The organism is Streptomyces sp. NPDC127108, from assembly GCF_042677545.1.
In the GTDB taxonomy this organism is placed as follows: domain Bacteria; phylum Actinomycetota; class Actinomycetes; order Streptomycetales; family Streptomycetaceae; genus Streptomyces.
Map to the genome: position 1 here is coordinate 1 of NZ_JBHXTE010000005.1, position 19,138 is coordinate 19,138.

Genomic DNA, 19,138 nt, shown 5'->3' on the forward strand with positions numbered 1-19,138 from the left:
GGCCCGCACTCTCATGTCCCGGGACTGCTACTGCTTGCGGTAGACGGACACCGCGTCCCTGCTGTCGTAGTGGAACGGCTCCTTGCGCCAGCCGCCCCAGCGGTCCTCCAGTTCCAGACCGCCCAGGCGGGCCATCAGGTCCTGCTCCGACGGCCAGACGAAGCGCATGGTCGCCGCGATGATCTTGTTGCCCTTCTCGCTCATGATGACGTCGGTGCGCTTGACCATCTGCGTCGTCGGGTCGACGTGGTTCATCTCGAACCAGGCGAGGCGCGGGTGCCCGGCGAGGCGCCCCGAGATGCGGAACGGCTCGGTCATGCCGTAGTCGTTCTGCCGCCCGCGCTGGTAGTACGTCATGTCGGGCACGATGTTCTGGACGACGAGCCGCCCGCCGGGCTTGAGCCGCTTGGCGCTGTTGGCGAGGCAGCGTGCCTGCTCGTCCTGGTCGGGCAGGACGAAGAGCGTGGCCAGGGCGATGAAGACGACGTCGTACTCCTCCTCGACGTCGACATCGGCGAAGTTGCCCTCGAAGGCCTCGATCTGGTCCCCGCCGGGCTTCTCCTTCAGCTTCTGCAGCATCTTCGGCGAGGCGTCGATGCCGGCCACCCGCACGCCGCGCTGCGCCAGCGGCAGCGCCACACGGCCGGTGCCGATGCCCAGTTCAAGTGCCGAGCCGTCCTTGGCGAGCGCCGCGAGGAAGTCCGCGGCCTCCTCCGCGTCGTCGCGGCTGTCGTCGGGCGTCCAGCTGTCCCAGATGTCGGCGTAGCGGTCCCACTCCTCCGCCGCCTCTTCCTGCCACTGCTTGCTGGTCTTGCGACCGGTGTGCTGACTGGCCATCTCGTCACTCACCTCTCATCACGTGGAAAGATCCCGTTGTCATGCCGTGGCCACGGAAGGTCATCCCATGGCCTTGGCGAAGCCGGACTCGGGCAGCCGGCCCGACTTCACATCGGTGAGCGCGCCGTCGAGCGCGCCGGCTATCTCCGCCACGTCGTCCTCGGTGATGACGAGCGGCGGCATCAGCATCAGGTTCGGCACCACGCGCAGGCTGGAGCTGAGCACGCCCCGGGCCTCCAGGGCCATGCGCAGCTTGTTGACCTTGCCGGGCGACCACGACGGCCCGCCGGGCTCGCCGAGCTCCAGGCCGCAGAAGAGGCCGAGGCAGCGGAAGCCGGTGAGTTCGGGGTGCTGGGCCTGGAGCTTGCCCAGGGCGGCGAGGAGGTCCGACTCGCGGCGGCGCACGTTCTCCAGGACGCCGTCCTCGGTGAGGGCGCCGATCACCGCGAGGGCCGCCGCCGCGGCCACCGCGTGACCGTCGTTGGTCGAGCCGACGCTGAGCGCGGTGTCGCCCGTGGTGCGCTCGTGCAGCTGCTCGTAGAGGCGGTCGTGGATGGCGACGGCCGACATCGGGACGTACCCCGAGGTGATGCCCTTGCCCAGGGTGATGATGTCGGGGGTGACGTCGGGCAGTTGGCCGGCGCGGGTGAAGTCGCCGACGCGGCCCATGCCGGTGACGACCTCGTCGAAGATCAGGTGGATGTCGTGCTCCCGGCAGAACCGGCCGAGGGAGCCCAGGTACTCGGGGGACAGGATGTGCCCGCCCTCGCCGACGACCGGCTCCACGATCACCGCGGTCACCCGCTCGGGGCCGAACTCCCTGATCAGCCGCTCCATGTCGCTGACGCCCGGCGTCGCGCCCACGGAGAACGGGCCCGGGGCGTGGTGCACCTCGGGGAGCATCGGGCCGGTCTGGTGGTGCAGGTAGGGAACGCCGGTCACCATGCCGGCGCCGGGGCCCTGCCCATGGAAGCCGTCCCACATGGCGAACACGGCCATGCGCTCGGGCTGTCCGGCCCGCAGCCGCAGGAAGCGGGAGAGCTGCAGGGCCATCTCGACGGCCTGGGCGCCGTTGCTGGCGAACCGGACGTGGTTGATGCCCTCGGGCAGATGGCCGACGAGGGCCTCGGCGCAGTCCACGGTGACCTGGGCGGGGCGTCCGTAGCCGTAGCTGTTGGCGAACGGCAGCCGGTCCACCTGCTGCTTGATGGCTTCCTTGACGCGCGTGTTGCCGTAGCCGAGCGTCACGTTCCACAGTCCGGAGCGGCCGTCCAGGTACCAGCGTCCGCCGGAGTCACGGACACGCACGCCGTCGGACTCGGCGAGCAGGTCGTCGGGGGACAGCGCCTTGAGGTACGGGCGCGGCACGCCGCTGTTCCACAGGGCGTAGTCAGCGGGGTCGATCACGATAGGTCCCTTTCTCTGCTGGGTGTGCGCTCGCTGGCGGTGGTCGGGGATTCGGGAGGGGGCGGGGGATCGGGATGAGGATCGGGATGGGGGTGGAGTGCGGGTGGGGTGGGTGGTGTCGGCGGTGCGGGTCGGCGCACGGGCGTCAGCCCGGTCCGAGCCCGAGCAGGCGGGCCGCGTTGCCGTACAGCCAGGCGTCCGTGACCTCGTCGCCGAGGCCGAGGTCGGCCACCTGCCGGGCGAGGACGGCTACCGGGTCGGCGTTGACCCAGGTCGCCGAGCCGAACAGGACCCGGCCACGCAGCGCGGTGCTGCCGTACAGGAGCAGTGGCTCCCAGCCCGATCCGGGGCGGGCCATCCACGGCGGCCGGTGGGATGAGATGTCGAGGTAGACGTGGCGGTGGCGCTGGGCGACGGAGATGAGGTCGAGCACCCAGGGCCAGGCCGCGTGCCCCGCCACGATGGGCAGGCCGGGGTGGCGCAGGGCGATCCAGTCGACGTTGCGGGGATGGCACAGCTCGGCGGCGTGCCGCGAGAAGTGGTGCCCGGTGTGCAGCCACAGCGGCATGCCGAGCTCCTGGGCCCTCGCGTAGACCGGGTCGTACGCCGCGTCGCGCGGGTCGACGCCCTGCCAGAACGGGGTCACCGCGAACCCGCGCATGCCGAGGTCGTGGCAGCGTTCCAGCTCCGCGACGGCCCGGGCGGGGTCGGTGAGGTCGATGCCCGCCCAGGCCTGCAGCCGGTCGGGAGCCTTGGCGGCGACGGCGGCGACGCGGCTGTTGACGTCGTCCCCGTCGGCCGTGTCGCCGCCGCAGCTCATCAGGACCTGGTGGACGACGCCGTTGTCGTCCATGGTCGAGAGCAGTGCCTCGGTGTCCACGCGCTCCGGCCGGCCCGCGACGAGCAGGTCGACGGCGCCGTCCTGGTCGTCCGCGTCCAGGCGGGCCCGGAAGCGGGAGTGGTCGGCGCCGAAGACCGCCGTGGCGTGGCGGCCGAAGGCACGCAGATACGTCGGTGCGACCGCGCCGAGCCCGCGGAAGTACGTGCGCCAGCACTCCCGGTCCAGGGCCAGCGCGCACACGTCGACGACGCGGTGCGCGGCGGCCGGTTCAGCGGATGCGGTCACGGGTGACCTCGATCCCTGCGGCCACCCGGTCCCAGGTGTCGGGGGTGACGCCCTGCGCGCGCAGCGTCTCCTTGCGGACCTTGCCCGTCTCCGTCACGGGCAGTTCGGAAAGGACCCGCAGATAGCGCGGCACCATGAAGTGGGCCATGCGCGGCCGCAAGTGGGCGAGGAACTGCTCGGGGTCGAAGCGGACGCCGGACCGCAGCACGAGGGCGGCGAGTATCTCGTCCTCGGCCTGGTCGCTCGGCACCGCGACGGCCGCGGCCAGGGCGACGGCGGGGTGGCTGAGCAGTTCGGCCTCCACCTCGGCGGAGGAGACGTTCTCGCCCCGGCGCCTGATGGCGTCCTTGATGCGGTCCACGAAGAAGTAGTCGCCGCCCTGTTCGCGCAGCACGGCGTCCCCGGTGTGGAACCAGCCGTGCCGCCACGCCGCCGCGGTGGCCTCCGGCATGCCGTGGTAGCCGTGGAACAGCGACCACGGCCGGTCGGCGCGCAGCACCAGCTCGCCCGCCCTGCCGTCCGGTACGTCGATGCCGTGCTCGTCCACCACCCGGCACTGCACCCCGGGGCGCGGCCGACCGCAGCTGCCGGTGCGCTGCGGGTTGAGCGTGGACACCAGCGGCGCCGACGTCTCGGACATGTTGAACCCGGTGTAGACGTCCACGCCGAAGCGGCGGCCGAAGTCGAGGGCCTGGCGCGTCAGCGGGATCACGCAGGCGGCCCGCAGCGGATGGTCGGTGTCGCCCGGGCGGGGCGGCAGGCCGAGCAGGAAGTCGACCATGGCGCCGAGCAGGGTGCACATGGTGACCTCGTGGCGGCGGATCACCTCCCAGAACTCGCTCGTCCTGAAGCCCTCGGTGACGACGACCGAACCCCCGAAGAGGAGCATGCAGTAGGCCACTTCGGTGCCGCCGCCGTGGCACAGCGGCAGGTTGAGCAGGTACCGGTCGTGCTCGGTGATGTCGTCGTCGAGCAGCGCCGTCACCGTCGAGTAGTGGTGGACGTAGGAGACCAGGACGCCCTTGGACGGTCCCGTGGTGCCCGAGGTGTAGATCACCGCCATGGTGTCCCAGGGGGCGACCGGCCGCTCGGGCGGCACGAAGTCCTCCGGCCGCCCGCGCAGCGCCGACGGGCCGTGCACGCGCGGGGCGCCGGGCAGGGCGTCGGGCCACGGGTCGTCGGGGCCGCCGCCGAGGACGACGACCTCCTGGAGGTCGGCGCCGCCGGTGTGCTGGAGCCGGTCGACGAGCAGCGCGTGCGCGACCAGGACGCGGGCACCGGAGTTGGCGAGCACGTGCCCGAGCAGACCGCCCCGGTAGGCGGTGTTCACGGGGACGTGGACGGCGCCGAGGAGATTGACGCCGTACCAGACCCGCAGCGCGTCCCGGCCGTTGGGCAGCCAGCACAGCACGGTGTCGCCCTGCCGTACGCCGAGACGGTGCAGGGCGTCGGCGGTGGCGCGCGCGTCGTCGTAGGCCTGCCCGTACGTCCATTCCGTGCTGCCGCTGTCGTCGGCGGGGTCGTCGAAGACGGCGTACACGCGGTCGGGGTGTGCCTGGGCGCGGGCGGCGAGGAGGTCGCCCGTCACGCAGTGCGCGGCGTCGGGGACCCGGGGGTCCCCGGGCGGCAGGATCTCGACGAGGCGGTCGACCGCCGGCTCGCCGGGCTTCGTCGCCGCGGCCGGTCCCGGAGCGGTCGTGGTGCCGGTCATTCAGGGATCCCGGGCACGTCGACCATGTGGCCGCCGGAGGCGTCGTAGTGGCGCAGGGTCCGCAGGTACTGCTCCCAGTTGACCAGGGTCTGCGCGTTCCTGCTGACGGGGCGCACGGGGATCAGCGGGCCGATGCTGACCGCGGGCGGGCGGGTGACGGCCCACAGCACGACGTCGGCGATGTCCGCGGGGTCGAGGAGGTCCCTGACCTCCACGCCCAGGGTCTCGGGGTCCTGCGCCAGGTCGGTGCGCACCCAGCCGGGCAGCACCGCGATGGCGCGCACCCCCAGGTGCCGGTTCTCCAGGTCGATCTGGCCGGTGAGCGCGTTCAGCGCGCGTTTGGTGATGGAGTACGGGGCCGACCAGTCGGCCTGGAGCAGGCTGCCCTCGGAGCTGATGTTGACGATCCAGCCGTGGCCGCGTTCGCGCATGCCGGGCAGCACGGCGCGAGCCAGCAGGAACGGCACGTCCAGGTTGAGGTGGAAGGCCTGCCGCCAGTGCCGGGGGTGGGTGTCGTGGATGGGCCCGGTGCGAGCCAGGGCGGCGTTGTTCACCATGATGTCGATGGGTCCGAGGGCCCGTTCGGCGGCGGCCACCGTGTCCTTGGGGGCGCCGTCGGCCGCCAGGTCGGCGACGAGGGTGACGGCGGGCACTTCATGGCCCGCCACGTCCTGCTCCACGGCGGCGAGCTGTTCCCCCCGCCGGGCCACGAGCGCGACGGAGGCGCCCGCCTGGGCGAGCGAGCGGGCGATGCTCGCCCCGATCCCGGAGGAGGCACCCGCGACCAGCGCCACCTTGCCCTTGAGGGGCCTGTCGTCGGTCACCTGTGGTCTCCTTCCGGCACGGTGGGGTGGGGGCGCGGCACGGAGGGCGTCACTGCCGGGGTCCTTCCTCTAGGGGGTGCTCGGACGGGTCCAGGTGCGGCAGTCCGGCCAGGCAGTGGCCGCCGCCGTCCACGCGCAGCTTCGCTCCGGTCAGACCGGCCGCCGCGGGGCTGATGAGGTAGCAGACGAGCGCCGCGACCTCCGTGGGCTCGCTCATCCGGCCCGTGGGCACGAGCCGGTTGGTCGCGTCCAGGAACGCGGGGTTGGTGACGTCCGTCATCGGGGTGCGGACGAAGCCCGGGAGCACGCTGTTGGCCCGCACCTTGTACCGCGCCGCGGAGGTGGCGAAGTGGCTGGTGAACTGGGCGGTCGCGGCCTTGCTCAGGCCGTAGCTGGCCAGGTTCGCCACCGGTGCGCTCACCGCGGCGAGCGAGGAGACGACGGCCACCGCGCCGCCCCGGCGGGTCGCCGCCCAGTGCTTGAGCAGCGCGTCGCACGTACCGGCGTACGAAAGGGAGTTGAGGGCGAGGAGCCGTTGGCGGTTGTCGGAGTTGTCACCGGCGCCGTCGAAGGAGACGGCGCCCGCGGCATAGGCCAGGGCGTCGACTCCCCCGGTGCGCTCCCAGGCCTCGTGCACCAGGCCGGCCGCGCGCGCCGGGTCGGACAGGTCGGCGGTCACCACCCAGGCCCTGCGGCCGAGTTCACGGACCTCGGCGGCGAGTTTCTCCAGCTCGGGGCGGCGGCGGGCGACGAGGACGACGTCGGCGCCGCGGGCCGCGCTCTCCCGCGCGATGCCGGCGCCGATGCCGCTGCTGGCCCCTGTGACCATCACGACGCGTCCGTCGAGCCGGAACGGATCGGCTTCCTGGGTGTCGGCGGCGGCCTGGTCGGGGCGCGGCGGGCGCGCCGACGGCATGGGCACGATGCCCGCGTCGAGCCCGCCGTCGAGGGGCAGGGTCTCCCCCGCCACGCTGCCGAAGCCGCGGGATGCCAACAGGCGCAGCGCCGCGTCGAGTTCGGGCGGTGTGACGGGGCGGCGGGTGACCAGGTGACGGAGCAGTTCGCCCTCGGCCTCGGCGGTGAGCTCGTGCCCGAGGAACGGTGCGTAGCCGACGCGCACGGTGTTGGCGAGCACCCCCTGGGTGGCGCAGCGCTTGGCCAGGTGCTGCCACCAGGCGTGGTCGGCCGCCCGCTCCGCCGCGCACTCGGGCTCCGCGTCGTCGTGGACGTGCGGACCCGCGTCGGTGACCAGGACGGCACGGCCGTCGCCCCGGCGGGCCATGGCCTCGAGGACGCGGGCCACGTGCGCGCGGCGCAGCGACGCCGAGGTGCGGCTGCCGAGCGCTTCGTTGCCGAGGGCCACGACGCAGTACACGTCGGGGGGTTCGGGGGTGTCCGCGCCGTTGACGGCGGTGACGTGGAAGCCGAGGCGCTCCCAGGCCTCCTTGACCGCGCGGGTGTGGGTGGCTCCGGGTGTGGACTCCAGGAGGACGTGGCGGCCGACGGGGGCGAGGGACTCCGTCTCCAGGCGCGGCGCGGCGGCCGGCTCGGTCGTACCCTGTGCGGTCGTCGCCCCTCGGGCGGTCGTCCTCTGTGCGGTCGTCGTCCGCTGTTCAGTCATCGGATGCTCCCACGAGGATGGCGCTGGCGACGGAGCCGATCGTGTAGTTGAGGCTGAGGGCCAGGTCGACGCGCGCGGACCTGCCCTCCGTCCCGGACACCGGGTCGAAGGTGCACACCTCGGCGGGTTTCTCGCAGTTGGCGGTCGGGGCGATGTGGCCGTGGCCCATCATCTGGAGCGTCGCGGCCACCCCGATCACGCCGAGCGGCGCCCCGCTGTGGCCGAAAACGGCCTCCTGGACGGTGACGGGCAGCCTGGCCGTCCGCTCCCCGAAGATCGCGGGCATGATGTTGCCCTCCATGAGGTTGAAGGCCCGGTCGCCGGTCGCGGCGCCGTTGACGTAGTCGATCTCGTCCGGTGAGGCCAGACCCGCCATGCAGGAGCGCGCGGCGCGCACCGCCCCGGCGCCGTCGGTGTCGAGGGCCAGGTTCGGCTGGGCGTTGCGGGTGGTGGTCTGGCCGAGGATCCGGCCGTAGCTGCGCGCTCCCCGGCGCCGGGCGTGCTCGCGGCTCTCCAGGATCAGGGTGGCGGCGCCGTTGCCGTAGTTGAGGCCGGCGGCCCGCTCGTCGTAGGGGCGCATGGGTTCGTCGATGAGGGTGGCGGTCTGCGGTTCGGTCCCGAGGACCGAACGGGCCTCCAGTTCGGCGTACTGGCGCAGGCGGCTCTCGCGCCAGTAGTCGGCGCCGGTGACGACGGCGATGTCCGTCTCGCCCGCCGCGATCATGCGGGCCGCGTTGCCGATCAGTACGGCGGAGGAGGCGCATCCGCACGACAGCGTGTAGCTGGGCCCGGTGGCGCCCACGAGGCCCGCCTGGGTGGTCTCGACGTCCGACATCACCGCGTTGAGGACGTTGCGGAACAGCACGGAGCGGGCCTCGCGCGGGCTGATGTGGCGGGTGTCGGCGAGGAGCACCGGCAGATACGTGTCGACGATGGCGTCGGCCGTGGCGTTGCGGCCCGCGAGCACCGCGGCCTCGCGGAGCGCGCCCCTGCGCCAGTCGAGGGTGGCGTCCTCGCACGCCTCGAGCAGGGCGAGCAGCCCGTACAGATGGATGTCGGAGTACTTCGCGACGAAGCGCGGCGGTATCTCCGGCAGCCGGGCGACGACGGACTCCGGGTCGAGGGGCACGCTGCCGAAGTACGTGCCGTCGTCCTGTGCCAGGAACGATTCGCCGTGCGCGACGGCCGTCCAGAACTGCTCCGGTGTCTGCGTCGGCGCCCCGCGCCCCGGCAGACAGAAGCCCATGCCGGTGACGAGTGCGTCCCGGGGGCTCTTGGTCGTGGTCACCGCTCGGACCCCTTTGCTCGATTCGCCGAGTTCGCCCAGTTCGCTCGGTGCGCTCAGATCCGGTAGAGGAGGCTGCCCCAGCACCAGACCCCGCCGCCGATGGAGGGCGAGAGGACCAGGTCCCCGGACTTCACGACGCCGCGCTCCCGCAGCTCCGAGACCGTGGTGGGGATGGAGGCGCTGGAGACGTTGCCGCGGAAGGAGAGGTTGGTCAGGACGCGTGCCGGGTCCGCGCCGAGGTTGTGCTGGATGCCCTTGGCCAGCGGCTCGGTCCCGGAGTGCGGGATGAGCCAGTCGATGTCGCCGATGGTCAGCTTGTTGCGGCCGAGGATCTCCTCGACGGTGTCGGCGATGTGCGCGAGGGCGACGTCGTTGAGGTCCGGGTGGCTCTTGACCCAGCCCTTCTCCCCGCCCGCCGCGGACATGTTGGCGAGGCTGCCGTCGGTGTGGAACACCGAGTCGATCAGGCCGGGCGTGCCGCCGGGGGTCGCCTCCAGGACGACGGCACCGGCGCCGTCGGAGACGAGCATCGAGCCCTTGGAGCCGGGCCGCACCCGCCGGGTGACGCGCTCGGTGGTGGCCACCAGCGCCTTGCGGTAGCCGGTCGGTGAGGTCAGGAACGAGGCCGCGGTGTGCACGGCCTGGATGAACCCGGCGCAGGAGCCGCACACTTCGAAGGCCATGGAGCCCTTCATGCCGAGCTCCGCCGCGGTCAGCGCGCCCACCTCGTGGACGTAGTTGCGGTCCGTCCAGTGGCTGACGACCACCACGTCGATGTCGTCGGCGTCGACCCCGGCCTCTTCGAGGGCCTGCCGGGAGGCCGCCGCGGCCATGAAGACGGGGGTTTCGTGCTCACCTGCCCGGTAGCGGGTGCGGACGCCGACGCCGCCGATGACGCGGTCCTCCACGACGCTCGTCGTGGCGTCCTCCACGCCCTCGTTGTGTATTTCCTCGGAGCCGAAATAGTGGCCGAATCCGGTGAAACGTATTCCGGCGTCTTCCCAGATGCCGTGGTGGCCTGTCGTCATGGACGGAAAACTAGTGGCGTCGGCATTCGACTGCATCGGGCCTCCAGTACTCGATGATTCATTCCGCGGGTACTCGACGTACCCCACTCATGGGCGCGGTTCGCCCGGCCCTGCGGTTTCCGTCACGGCACCCAGCCGGGCGGCCCGCCGCCGTCGACCCGAATCACGGAACCGGTGACATAGGGGTTTTCCGCGGCGAAGCACACCGCGTCCGCTATCTCTTCCTCCGCGCCCCAACGGCCCAGCGGCACAAAGCGCTTCAGGCCGTCCATGTAGTGGGCGTGCCGCGGGAAGGCGGTGCTCTTCTCCCGCAGCGCCTCGCCGTCCATGACGCCCGGCGCGACGGCGGCCACCCGGATCCCGTAGGGGCCGAGTTCGTAGGACCAGGTGCGGGTCAGCGCCTCCACGCCCGCCTTCGCCGCGGTGTACGCGGACTGGCCGTAGGCGCCGGCCGCGAGACCGGACGAGACGTTGACGATGGCACCCGCGACCTGGTGTCGCACCATGCTGGCGGCGGCCTCGCGCCCGACGAGGAACACCCCCGTCAGGCACAGCCGCAGCGTCTTCTCCCAGTCGTCCAGGGGATGGGTGAGCAGCTCGGCGGGGCCCTCGTCCCGCGGTCTGCGCAGCAGGAGGCGGGAGAGGTTGCGGCCCGCGTTGTTCACGCACAGATGCAGCGGCTGGTCCGCCGTCAGCTCGGCGAAGACCTCCTTGACGGACTCCTCCGACGTGACGTCGGCGCGCACCGCCCGCAGGTCGAGGCCCTCGGCCTCGGCCATGGCCCGCACCTTCTCGAGGCGGCCCGGGTCGAGCCCCAGCACCGTGGTGCGCCACCCCCGCTCGGCCAGCATCCGGCCCACGGCCAGGCCCAGGCCCCGGGTGCCCCCGGTCACCAGCGCGTTCCTGGAATCGGACAAGACCGTTCACCTCTCGCTCTCGGGTTCAGCCGCGGTACGGCGCTTTCCGGCATCGCGTCTCACTGGTACGGCGATTCACGGGCACGGCGATTCCTGGTACGGCGGTTCACTGGTACCGGAAAACCATGGCGCCCCAGCTCAGACCGCGCCCGATACTGACGCCGAGGAGCAGTTCGCCGGGTTTCACCGTGCCGTCACGCACATATTCGGAGAGCGCGCTCGGCATGCCCACGCTGGAGGTGTTGCCGCGCCTCGGCAGGTTCAGGAGCATGCGTTCCCTGGGAATGCCGAGGCGGTCCGCCATCGGGTGCAGGAGATTGGTGTTGGCCTGATGGGGAATGCACCAGGAAATCTGTTCCGGTGTCAGGCCGTTGCGTTTGAGCACGGTCTGTCCGGCGTCGACGAGCATGTCCGGCGTGACCTCGGAGAGCACTCCCCCGCGCATCACCATCTTGTCGTTCTCGTCGATGTCGAAGGCGTCGTAGTAGCGGCCGTCGGCGCGCAGGACCACGTCGATCATCCCGCTGCGGGTGGGCAGTCCGTCGGCGCCGCCGCCCACGGACTCGCCGCGCCGCCAGACCGCCGCCGCGGCGCCCGCGCCGAACAGCGCGGAGTTCTTGAACCCGAAGTTCAGGATGGCGCGCGGGCTCTCGGCGCACACCACGAGGGCGGTCCTCGCGCCGGTCGTCGCGAGGAGGCCGCGGGCCACCACGCTCGCGTACAGGAACCCGGCGCAGGCCACCGCGGTCACGTCGAAGCAGAACGCGTCCCGGGCACCCAACTGCCGTTGCACCGGCAGGGAGATGTCCATGTAGTTGTTGCCGATCGAGGACGGGTTGGCGCGCGGCCGGGCGGTCGCGCTGGTGCCGACGATCACGTCCACGTCGGAGATGTCGAGGCCCGCGTCGTCGAGGGCCGCCCGCGCCGCCTTGACGCCCATCTCGGCGAACCGCTCCTCGGGTCCCGCCCAGTGGCGGGTCTCGACGCCCGTGTACTTGCGGATCCAGGCGTCGTCCACGTCGAGTCCCGGCAGCTGGGCGAAGTGGTCGTTGGTGACCGGCTCGCCGGGGAAGTAGTGGCCGACGCCGCTGAGCACGACCGGCGGACCGCCGTTGTCGAGCGGTGACTGGGTTTCGGACATGGGGGAGGTCCTTTCCTCGTCTTCCCGTCGTGTGCGTGCTGTCTCGTCTCGGAGCTGGAGCCTCGGAGCCGGAGTGTCGGAGGCCGGGGTCTCGGGGGCCGGAGTCTCAGAGCTGGAAGAGCAGGGCTCCCGAGAACCAGCCCGCGCCTGCCGCGGGCGACAGGATCACGTCGCCCTTGCGCAGTTCGCCGGACTCGGTGAACTCCGACAGCGCGCTCGGGATCGTCGCGCTGGTCGTCTGGCCGCGGGTGCGCAGGTTCGTCAGGACCATCGCGGGATCGACGCCGATGCGCCGGATGAGCTCCTCGCTGATCCGCGTCGATCCCGGGTGCGGCACCACCCAGTCCACGTCGGCCATCGTCATGTCGGCGCGCCGCAGCACCAGGTCCGTGGCCTCGCCCGCGGTCGCCGCCGCCACCTGCGCGATCGAGGGCAGGCTGACCGTCCAGCCGTCCTTGCCGCGGGCCTTGGAGACGCCCGCGTGCTCGCCGTAGCTGAGCACGACGGAGTCACGCAGCCGGGAGTCGTCCGGCGGCCCCGCCTCGATCACGGCCGCGCCCGCCCCGTCCCCGCCGACGTAACTGCCGCGCCGTCCGGGCTTGAGCCGCTGCGAGAACTGGTCGGAGCAGACCACGAGCGCGCGCCGCCACTGGTGGCTGGTCAGCATCGCCGCGGCCGTCTGCACGGAGTGCACGAAGCCGACGCAGGCCGCGCACACGTCGAAGGCGAGGGCCCGCCCGGCGCCGAGCCGCATGGCGATCCGGGGCGCGTCCTCGGGCGCGTACCGGCGTTGCGACCAGGAGGAGAAGACGACCAGGTCGAGGTCGTCGGCTTCGAGACCGGCGTTGCGCAGCGCGTGCCGGCCTGCCTCCACGGCCATGAACGGCACGGTCTCCGTGTCGTCGGACAGGTGCCGCCGCTCCACGCCGAGGTCGGGGCCGAGGACCGCCGCCTCCATCTCGGGCGCCTCGGGCAGGTCCGCCGGGATCTCCTCGCAGTGCCGCGGGAAGTAGTGCCCGAAGCCTCGGAAGGACAGGCCCTTGCCCATCCAGATTCCACCGCTCACACCGTGCTCCTCACCTGTAGAAACCCTGCGGGTCGAGACTGCGCAGCCAGGCGATCTCCGCCTCGGTGACCTCCGGTTCCGGGGTGCAGCCCGCGCTGCTCACGGGCCATCGGGTCAGGCTCGCCACCGCGTCCTCGGGCCGGTCGGGGCCGTCCCCGCCGGGCGGCAGCCAGGTGGCGAGCCGGAAGGGGCCGGGGGCACCCTCCGTGCCCTCCGTACGCCGGAACCGTCCGAAGTGGCTGACCACTTCGCGCACCCGGGCTCCGGGGCTCGTCACATAGGCGACGCGCTCGACGAACTTGCGCGGCGAGGCCGTGGAGAGGACCAGGCAGTCGGTGCTCGTGGCGATGTCGTTGGCGCCGCCGGAGCCGGTCAGCCAGCGGCCGTCGGCCAGCAGGCTGGTGTTGACGTTGCCGTCCGCGTCGACCTCACCGGCGGCGAGGACACCGAGGCAGCGCGGGTTCGCCGACACCATGCCGCCGAGGATCTCCGGGATGCCGCCGAGCTGCTGGGAGCGCGTCGCGTGCAGCTGGCTGAAGAGGAAGACGTCACCGGGCTCGGGATCCGTGGCGTAGAAGCCGAGTTCGGCGCAGACCGGCACCCGGATGCCCCGCTCGCGCAGCAGCGCGGCGGCCAGCCAGGCGGCCAGGTGGGACACGCCGATCCCGGCGAGCAGGGTGTCGTAGGCGCCGCTCGTGACCTGTTCGACGATGGCGCGCGCCCCGAGGACGACGGTCCGCTCCGCACGCGTCACCGGCTCGGCGGTCGCGGGCAGCGGCGGCGGGGCCAGGGGCTCGCGCGGGGTCAACGGCTCTGCTGCGAGGGTCAGTTCGGCTCGGCGCGCGGCGCCGAGCTTCTGCACGTACTGGGCGTGTCCGGTGGGTTCCTCGACCCACTCGCGGTACCACTCCTTGGCCCCGTCCTCGGTGGCGAGGCGCTCGACCAGCTCGGTGAGGAAGGTGTAGTCGTCGCGGTAGCCCACCACGTCGCCGCTCTCGTCGCCGGTGCTCACGCCGCGCAGCGACTGCGGGTGCGCGCCGAGCGGCGCCTCGCACAGGGCGAGCACGCGCTGTCCGGGGATGACGACCCGCTCGGGGTGCGCGTCGACGAAGGCGTCCGGCACGATGCGCTCGACCGTGGCGATCACGCCCTGTTCGGCGGCGTACGCGGCCCAGGGGCCCTCGCCCGCGGGCGGCACGAGCACGATGTTGCCGCGCCGGTCCGCACAGGCGCCGTGCACCAGGGTGAGATCCGGACGCAGCCGCTCCACCAGGGCGAACGGCCGCTCTCCTGCCGCCGGTTCGGCCATGCGCAGGTACTTCGCGCCGGTTGCGGGGCTCTCGCCCGCCTGCGGCCGGGCCTCGGGGGCGTCGGCGGTGAGCCCGCGCTCCAGGTCGCTGCCGACGAGGGAGGACGTCACGGCGTACGGCAGCCCGGTGGCACCGGCCATGAGCCGCTGCGTGAAGCTGAGCAGGGACCACAGCTCGCAGGTGAACGGGGTGCCGCGGACCAGGTCGCGGTAGAGCGGGTTGGGGCGCGGCGTGGGGTAGGTGTCGCCGAGGAAGCACGTGATCAGGTGCTTGACGGCGCCCGACATGGTGAGCGCGTGCATCGCCGTGTGCGTCGCCGAGGTGCTGACGGTGAACTCGCCCCGGCCCGCGAACTGCCGCGCCAAGGCGTAGACCATGGCGTTGGGGCGGGCCATGGTCATCGCCAGGTGCAGATGCATGCCCGGCGTGACGTACCGGGACACCAGGGAGTCGACGTCGGGGGCGACGTCGGGGCGGGACACCGTGCGGCTGTGCGTGCTCATGGTCTCCTTCAGGGTTTCGGTCCGCGGGAGCGGCGTACCGGTCACGCGGCGCCCAGGGCCAGCACCGAGGTCTGGCTGCCGATGGCGAAGGCCAGGGACACCGCGAGGTCGGTGCGGGTCGGGCGGGGGCCCTCCGCGACGTGGTCGTGGTCGCACTCCGGGTCGGGGACGGCGCCCGCGTAGTTGGCGGTCGAGCACAGGCACTGGTGGTGCAGGGCCAGGGAGGTCGCCGCCGCGTTCACCAGCGAGGCCGCGCCCAGCAGATGGCCGTAGACGGGCTTGACGGAGCTCAGCGGCGGCCAGGCGGACCTCGGCCGGCCCTCGTACAGGGCGCCGAGCATCCGGCTCTCCGCCACGTCGTTCTTCGGCGTCGCGGTGCCGTGCGCGCAGAACCAGTCGACGTCCTGCGGGGTCCGGCCCGCGTCGTGCAGCGCCTCGGTGACGGCCGAGGCCGTCACCTTCCCGCTCATGTCCATGCCGAAGGGGTGGGTGGCCTCGTTCAGCGCCCGGTGCGACAGGAAGCGGGCGTAGCCCGTGGCGCCGCGGGCCCGGGCATGGCTCTCCCGCTCCAGAAGCAGGGCGACGGCACCCTCGCCGAAGGCGAAGCCCTCGCGGTCGCGGGTGTAGGGGCGGATGGCGCGCCGGGGGTCGTCCGTCTCGGTCGAGAGGACGCGGTTGCCCATCGCGCGGAAGGACTGGAAGACCAGGGGCGTCAGGGGGAATTCGTAGCCCACGACGACCACTGCGTCGGCGATGCCCGCGCGGATCAGGTCGGCGGCGAAGGCGATGGCGTGGTGCCCGCCCACGCAGGCGCTGCTCAGCGTGGTGACGAACCCGCGTATGTCGCCGTAGATGGCGGACAGGGTGGCCGGGGCGCCGGGCATGCCGCGCAGCATGGCGCCGCTGTCGCCGAAGTGGTCCGCGCCGCCCGCCTCTTCCGCCCCCTCGCCGTCGTCGGCCGTCAGTGCCTCGCTGACCCACTCCAGGGGTCCGCGGGAGGACGAGGCGATGAGGGACAGGCGGCGCGGGTCGATGTCGTCCGACCCGAGCCCCGCGTCGCGGCGGGCCTCCTCGACGGCGGACATGGTCACCAGCGCGTCCCGGGTGTACCGGGCGGCGAACTTCTCGTTCAGATCAGGCAGGAACTTCCGGTGGTCGAAGTCGCGCAGCTCCCCGGCCGCGCCGACCCCGGCCCGCTCCGGATCGACGCGGGTCAGACGGCCGATCCGGGAATTGCCGTCGCGCACGTCCTGCCAGAATTCATTGACGTGGGTCGCGCCGGGGAGCATGACGCCGATACCGGTGACCAGTACCGAGCCCCGGCGGTCTTTTCGTCCAGCGGATCCAGCCAGTTCAGCCATGCGGGGAAAACTATCCGGCGCCTTCCCGTGCGGCATCGGTCCACCGGTACCCGGGAGAATTTACCGCCGGTACTTGAAGTACCAATTATTGATTTAGGTACCACCGATACCTGTGGCGGGCGAAAACCGGGTACCTGCGGCCGGTTACGCCCCGGCCGGTCGGCGCCCTAACGTCGGCAGCCGTCACCGGCACAGCACGGTGCAGCAGCATGCGCCCACTGCGTGCGGGCGACCTGTCGACAGTGGCACGCAACACAGGGAGTCTCATGGCGGACCAGCAGCAGGATCCCGGTCGCGACACATTGATCACGGGCATGGGATTCGCCCTGCCAGGACCTGGCGGACTGTGCGCGACTTCCGCGGAATTCCTGGAAATCGTCTCCACCGGCGCCTGTCACGTGGAAAACAATGGTGTCTTCTTCGGCCAAGTGCGCACCGATGTCGCGGATGTGAAGGAGCGTTATCCCGAACTTCCCGTCAAGGCACTGAAACTCTATTCGCCGGTGCAGTTGCTCGGCCTGACCTCCATGGCGGAGGCCTGCGTCGACGCCGGGCTCGACTGGCGTGCGGGCGCGCTGTCGGAGGCGGCGATCCTCGCCGCCCGCGACGGCGGTGACTGCTGGTCGGCCCAGTACGCCGACATCCTGGGCACCGACCGCGCCAAGGCCACCAAGGACGAGATCAACGAGCTCGGCACCCGGCTCGCCCTCACCGGCATCCCCATGGACGTGGCCAACGTCCAGGTGTCCGTCGTGGCCGGGACCGGGCCCAACTTCACCGTCTCCAACGGCTGTACGTCGTCGGCGGTGCTGCTCGGCATGGCGCAGCGGATGATCGCGAGCGGCGAGGTGGACGTCGCGGTGGTCACCGGCGCCGACGTGTTCGGCCTCGACTTCCTGCGGCACTACGCCGACCTGCTCGACCGGTACGCCGAGCTGAGCGCCGAGGAGGGCGTCACCGTCGACGCCATGGAGGACGCGGCCCTGGCCATGGGCGCGCAGATGCGCCCGTACGACAAGAACTCCCCGGGCTCCAACATGGGCAACGGCTCGATCACGATCGTCGTGGAGAGCCGCGCGCACGCCGAGCGGCGCGGCGCGACGCCCTATGCCCGGATGCTGGCGCAGCGCACCCGGCGCAGCCCGCAGCACAGCGCCTTCGCCATCGACCGCGCGGGGATCGGCATGGTCCAGGCCGCGCGGGACGCGATGGCGGGCCTGGTCGAGCCGGACCAGATCGACTACGTCAACGGCGGCGCCGAGGGCGACCGCGTCTTCCACGAGACGGAGTCGAACATCGTGCACAGCCTCTTCGGGGACCGGGCGACGCGCATGCCCGTCACCGTGCAGGAGGCCTGCTTCGGACACAACGGCGGTCCGCTCGGCGGCCTCGGCGTGGCGGCCACGTCGCTGATGATCCAGCGCGACGCGGTGTTCCCGACGGCGGGCTGCGTGGACCCGGACGACGCCTGCCTCTTCGACCCGGTACCGGGCACCACCGCCCGGCCGCAGCGCGTCGAGCACGCGCTGTCGTTCAACTACACCGTCGGCATGGTCAGCAGCGCGATTCTGCTGGGGAAGGCGTGAGGACCAAGGAGATGGACAAGCACCGCACACGCGCGGCCGTCCTCGCGGGCGTCGCCGGTTACGTGCCGCCCGGCACGGTCACCAACGCCGACCTGGAGGCCCGGCTCGACACCACCGACGAATGGATCCGCAGCCGCACCGGCATCGCCGAGCGGCACACCGTCCCGCCGGGTACCGCCACCCGCGAACTGGCCGTGGAAGCGGGCCAGTTGGCACTGAAGTCGGCGGGCCGCGACAGCGTGGACGCCGTCGTCCTCGCGACGGCGACCCCGGACCGGCTCTGCCCGGCCACCGCTCCCGAGGTCGCCGCGGCGCTCGGGCTCGGCCCCGTCGCCGCGCACGACATCGCCGCCGTGTGCGCGGGGTTCCTGTACGGCCTGGCGGCCGGGGTCGGGGCCATCGCCGCGGGCTTCGCCGAGCAGGTCCTCGTCATCGGCGCCGAGACGTTCTCCGCCATCGTCGACCCGGAGGACCGGAACACGGCCGTCATCTTCGGCGACGCCGCCGGGGCCGTCGTGCTGCGCGCCGGCGACCCGGACGAGCCGGGCGCGATCGGCCCGATCCGGCTCGGCAGCGACGGCACGTACAGCGACCTGATCCAGATCCCCGCGGGCGGCGCCCGGCAGCGCTCCAGCGGCACCGTGCCCGAGGCGAGCGACCACCATCTGCAGATGCAGGGCCGCAAGGTCTACCGGCACGCCAAGGAACGCATGACCCAGGCGGCGCTCGACGTCCTGGAGCGCTCCGGCTGGTCCGTCGAGGACGTGGACCGGCTCGCCACCCATCAGGCCAACGCGCGCATCAGCGAGGCCGTGGCCGACGAACTGGGCATCCCCCGCGAACGGGTGCTGTCCAACATCGAGCACGTCGGCAACACCTCGGCCGCGTCCCTGCCGCTGCTGCTCGCCGACTCCGCGACCCAGGGCAGGCTGCGCCCGGACGACCGGGTGCTGCTCGCGGCGTTCGGCGGCGGGCTCGCCTGGGGCTCGGCTTCGCTGACCTGGCCCGACGTGACGGCCTTCGCGGCGCACACCTATCGCGGGTGAGGTTCTCCCGGCGCGGGCCCCGCGCCGGCCCCACCGACACTGCGCACCCGGGAGGAAACGGTGTACGAAACGGTCAAGTCCCTGCTCACCAAGGAATTCGACATCTCCGAGGATCAGATCGCCCCGGAGTCCACGCTGGAGGACCTGGGTCTGGACTCCCTGGCCTCGGTCGAGTTCGCGCTCGCCCTGGAGAAGGGGCTCGGCGTGGAGATCACGGACGACGAGGTAGTGGAGCTGGAGCGGCTCGACAAGATCCTGGAACTCGTCGAGCGCCGCAAGCGCGCGTCCTGACGCGGTCGTGCGCCGGCCCATGGAGAGAGCCGTGCGCACGGGCGTGAACACCAGCGTCGGACAGCCGGGGCCCGT

At 72.3% G+C, this 19,138-nt stretch carries 16 protein-coding genes; 3 read left to right on the top strand and 13 right to left on the bottom strand.

Going from position 1 to position 19,138, the window contains the following annotated elements; translation table 11 throughout:
* Positions 1–27 precede the first annotated feature (27 nt).
* The 13 genes from ACFVHO_RS05910 to ACFVHO_RS05970 form a co-directional block, all read right to left on the bottom strand.
* Complete coding sequence (locus tag ACFVHO_RS05910; protein ID WP_385710649.1) at positions 28–837, bottom strand: class I SAM-dependent DNA methyltransferase; 810 nt, start codon at positions 835–837, stop codon at positions 28–30.
* Positions 838–897: 60 nt separating this feature from the next.
* Positions 898–2,244, bottom strand: coding sequence for an aspartate aminotransferase family protein (locus tag ACFVHO_RS05915; protein WP_385710651.1), 1,347 nt, complete (start codon positions 2,242–2,244; stop codon positions 898–900).
* Between the two features lie 145 nt (positions 2,245–2,389).
* On the bottom strand, positions 2,390–3,370 hold the full coding sequence (locus ACFVHO_RS05920; RefSeq protein WP_385710653.1) for an amidohydrolase family protein: 981 nt from the start codon (positions 3,368–3,370) through the stop codon (positions 2,390–2,392).
* Positions 3,354–5,081, bottom strand: a complete 1,728-nt coding sequence (locus ACFVHO_RS05925) for an AMP-binding protein (RefSeq protein ID WP_385710655.1) — start codon at positions 5,079–5,081, stop codon at positions 3,354–3,356. Before ACFVHO_RS05925 ends, ACFVHO_RS05920 begins: the two co-directional genes overlap by 17 nt.
* Positions 5,078–5,905, bottom strand: coding sequence for an SDR family oxidoreductase (locus tag ACFVHO_RS05930; protein WP_385710657.1), 828 nt, complete (start codon positions 5,903–5,905; stop codon positions 5,078–5,080). The genes ACFVHO_RS05925 and ACFVHO_RS05930 overlap by 4 nt, the downstream gene beginning before the upstream one ends.
* A 49-nt stretch (positions 5,906–5,954) precedes the next feature.
* Positions 5,955–7,526: an SDR family NAD(P)-dependent oxidoreductase gene (locus ACFVHO_RS05935; RefSeq protein ID WP_385710659.1), complete on the bottom strand. Its 1,572-nt coding sequence runs from the start codon at positions 7,524–7,526 to the stop codon at positions 5,955–5,957.
* On the bottom strand, positions 7,519–8,814 hold the full coding sequence (locus ACFVHO_RS05940; protein WP_385710661.1) for a beta-ketoacyl-[acyl-carrier-protein] synthase family protein: 1,296 nt from the start codon (positions 8,812–8,814) through the stop codon (positions 7,519–7,521). The genes ACFVHO_RS05935 and ACFVHO_RS05940 overlap by 8 nt, the downstream gene beginning before the upstream one ends.
* Before the next feature lie 53 nt (positions 8,815–8,867).
* Complete coding sequence (locus ACFVHO_RS05945; RefSeq protein WP_385710663.1) at positions 8,868–9,842, bottom strand: 3-oxoacyl-[acyl-carrier-protein] synthase III C-terminal domain-containing protein; 975 nt, start codon at positions 9,840–9,842, stop codon at positions 8,868–8,870.
* A 122-nt stretch (positions 9,843–9,964) separates the two neighbouring features.
* Complete coding sequence (locus tag ACFVHO_RS05950) at positions 9,965–10,759, bottom strand: SDR family NAD(P)-dependent oxidoreductase (protein WP_385710665.1); 795 nt, start codon at positions 10,757–10,759, stop codon at positions 9,965–9,967.
* 106 nt (positions 10,760–10,865) lie between these two features.
* The gene (locus ACFVHO_RS05955) at positions 10,866–11,900 is read right to left on the bottom strand and encodes a 3-oxoacyl-ACP synthase III family protein (protein ID WP_385710667.1); all 1,035 of its coding nucleotides are present in this window, start codon (positions 11,898–11,900) and stop codon (positions 10,866–10,868) included.
* Between the two features lie 106 nt (positions 11,901–12,006).
* The gene (locus ACFVHO_RS05960; protein ID WP_385710669.1) at positions 12,007–12,966 is read right to left on the bottom strand and encodes a ketoacyl-ACP synthase III; all 960 of its coding nucleotides are present in this window, start codon (positions 12,964–12,966) and stop codon (positions 12,007–12,009) included.
* Between the two features lie 10 nt (positions 12,967–12,976).
* A complete protein-coding gene (locus tag ACFVHO_RS05965) occupies positions 12,977–14,779 on the bottom strand; it encodes a CoA-transferase (RefSeq protein ID WP_385710671.1) in 1,803 nt (600 codons plus the stop codon).
* Between the two features lie 41 nt (positions 14,780–14,820).
* The gene (locus ACFVHO_RS05970) at positions 14,821–16,140 is read right to left on the bottom strand and encodes a beta-ketoacyl-[acyl-carrier-protein] synthase family protein (RefSeq protein WP_385710673.1); all 1,320 of its coding nucleotides are present in this window, start codon (positions 16,138–16,140) and stop codon (positions 14,821–14,823) included.
* 266 nt (positions 16,141–16,406) lie between these two features.
* Here ACFVHO_RS05970 and ACFVHO_RS05975 point away from each other — a divergent pair, with 266 nt between their 5' ends.
* Genes ACFVHO_RS05975 through ACFVHO_RS05985 form a run of 3 tightly spaced genes read left to right on the top strand, consistent with a single transcriptional unit; the run spans position 16,407 to position 19,063 of the window.
* Positions 16,407–17,726, top strand: a complete 1,320-nt coding sequence (locus ACFVHO_RS05975) for a beta-ketoacyl synthase N-terminal-like domain-containing protein (protein WP_385710675.1) — start codon at positions 16,407–16,409, stop codon at positions 17,724–17,726.
* Between the two features lie 11 nt (positions 17,727–17,737).
* The gene (locus tag ACFVHO_RS05980) at positions 17,738–18,772 is read left to right on the top strand and encodes a beta-ketoacyl-ACP synthase III (protein WP_385710853.1); all 1,035 of its coding nucleotides are present in this window, start codon (positions 17,738–17,740) and stop codon (positions 18,770–18,772) included.
* Positions 18,773–18,832: 60 nt separating this feature from the next.
* Positions 18,833–19,063, top strand: coding sequence for an acyl carrier protein (locus ACFVHO_RS05985; RefSeq protein WP_190118824.1), 231 nt, complete (start codon positions 18,833–18,835; stop codon positions 19,061–19,063).
* Positions 19,064–19,138 lie beyond the last annotated feature (75 nt).

Coding starts and splice junctions, on each gene's coding strand:
- ACFVHO_RS05910 (WP_385710649.1), bottom strand. CDS start 837: ATGGCCAGTCAGCACACCGGTCGCAAGACCAGCAAGCAGTGGCAGGAA.
- ACFVHO_RS05970 (WP_385710673.1), bottom strand. CDS start 16,140: ATGGCTGAACTGGCTGGATCCGCTGGACGAAAAGACCGCCGGGGCTCG.
- ACFVHO_RS05925 (WP_385710655.1), bottom strand. CDS start 5,081: ATGACCGGCACCACGACCGCTCCGGGACCGGCCGCGGCGACGAAGCCC.
- ACFVHO_RS05955 (WP_385710667.1), bottom strand. CDS start 11,900: ATGTCCGAAACCCAGTCACCGCTCGACAACGGCGGTCCGCCGGTCGTG.
- ACFVHO_RS05935 (WP_385710659.1), bottom strand. CDS start 7,526: ATGACTGAACAGCGGACGACGACCGCACAGAGGACGACCGCCCGAGGG.
- ACFVHO_RS05975 (WP_385710675.1), top strand. CDS start 16,407: ATGGCGGACCAGCAGCAGGATCCCGGTCGCGACACATTGATCACGGGC.
- ACFVHO_RS05980 (WP_385710853.1), top strand. CDS start 17,738: ATGGACAAGCACCGCACACGCGCGGCCGTCCTCGCGGGCGTCGCCGGT.
- ACFVHO_RS05965 (WP_385710671.1), bottom strand. CDS start 14,779: ATGAGCACGCACAGCCGCACGGTGTCCCGCCCCGACGTCGCCCCCGAC.
- ACFVHO_RS05945 (WP_385710663.1), bottom strand. CDS start 9,842: ATGACGACAGGCCACCACGGCATCTGGGAAGACGCCGGAATACGTTTC.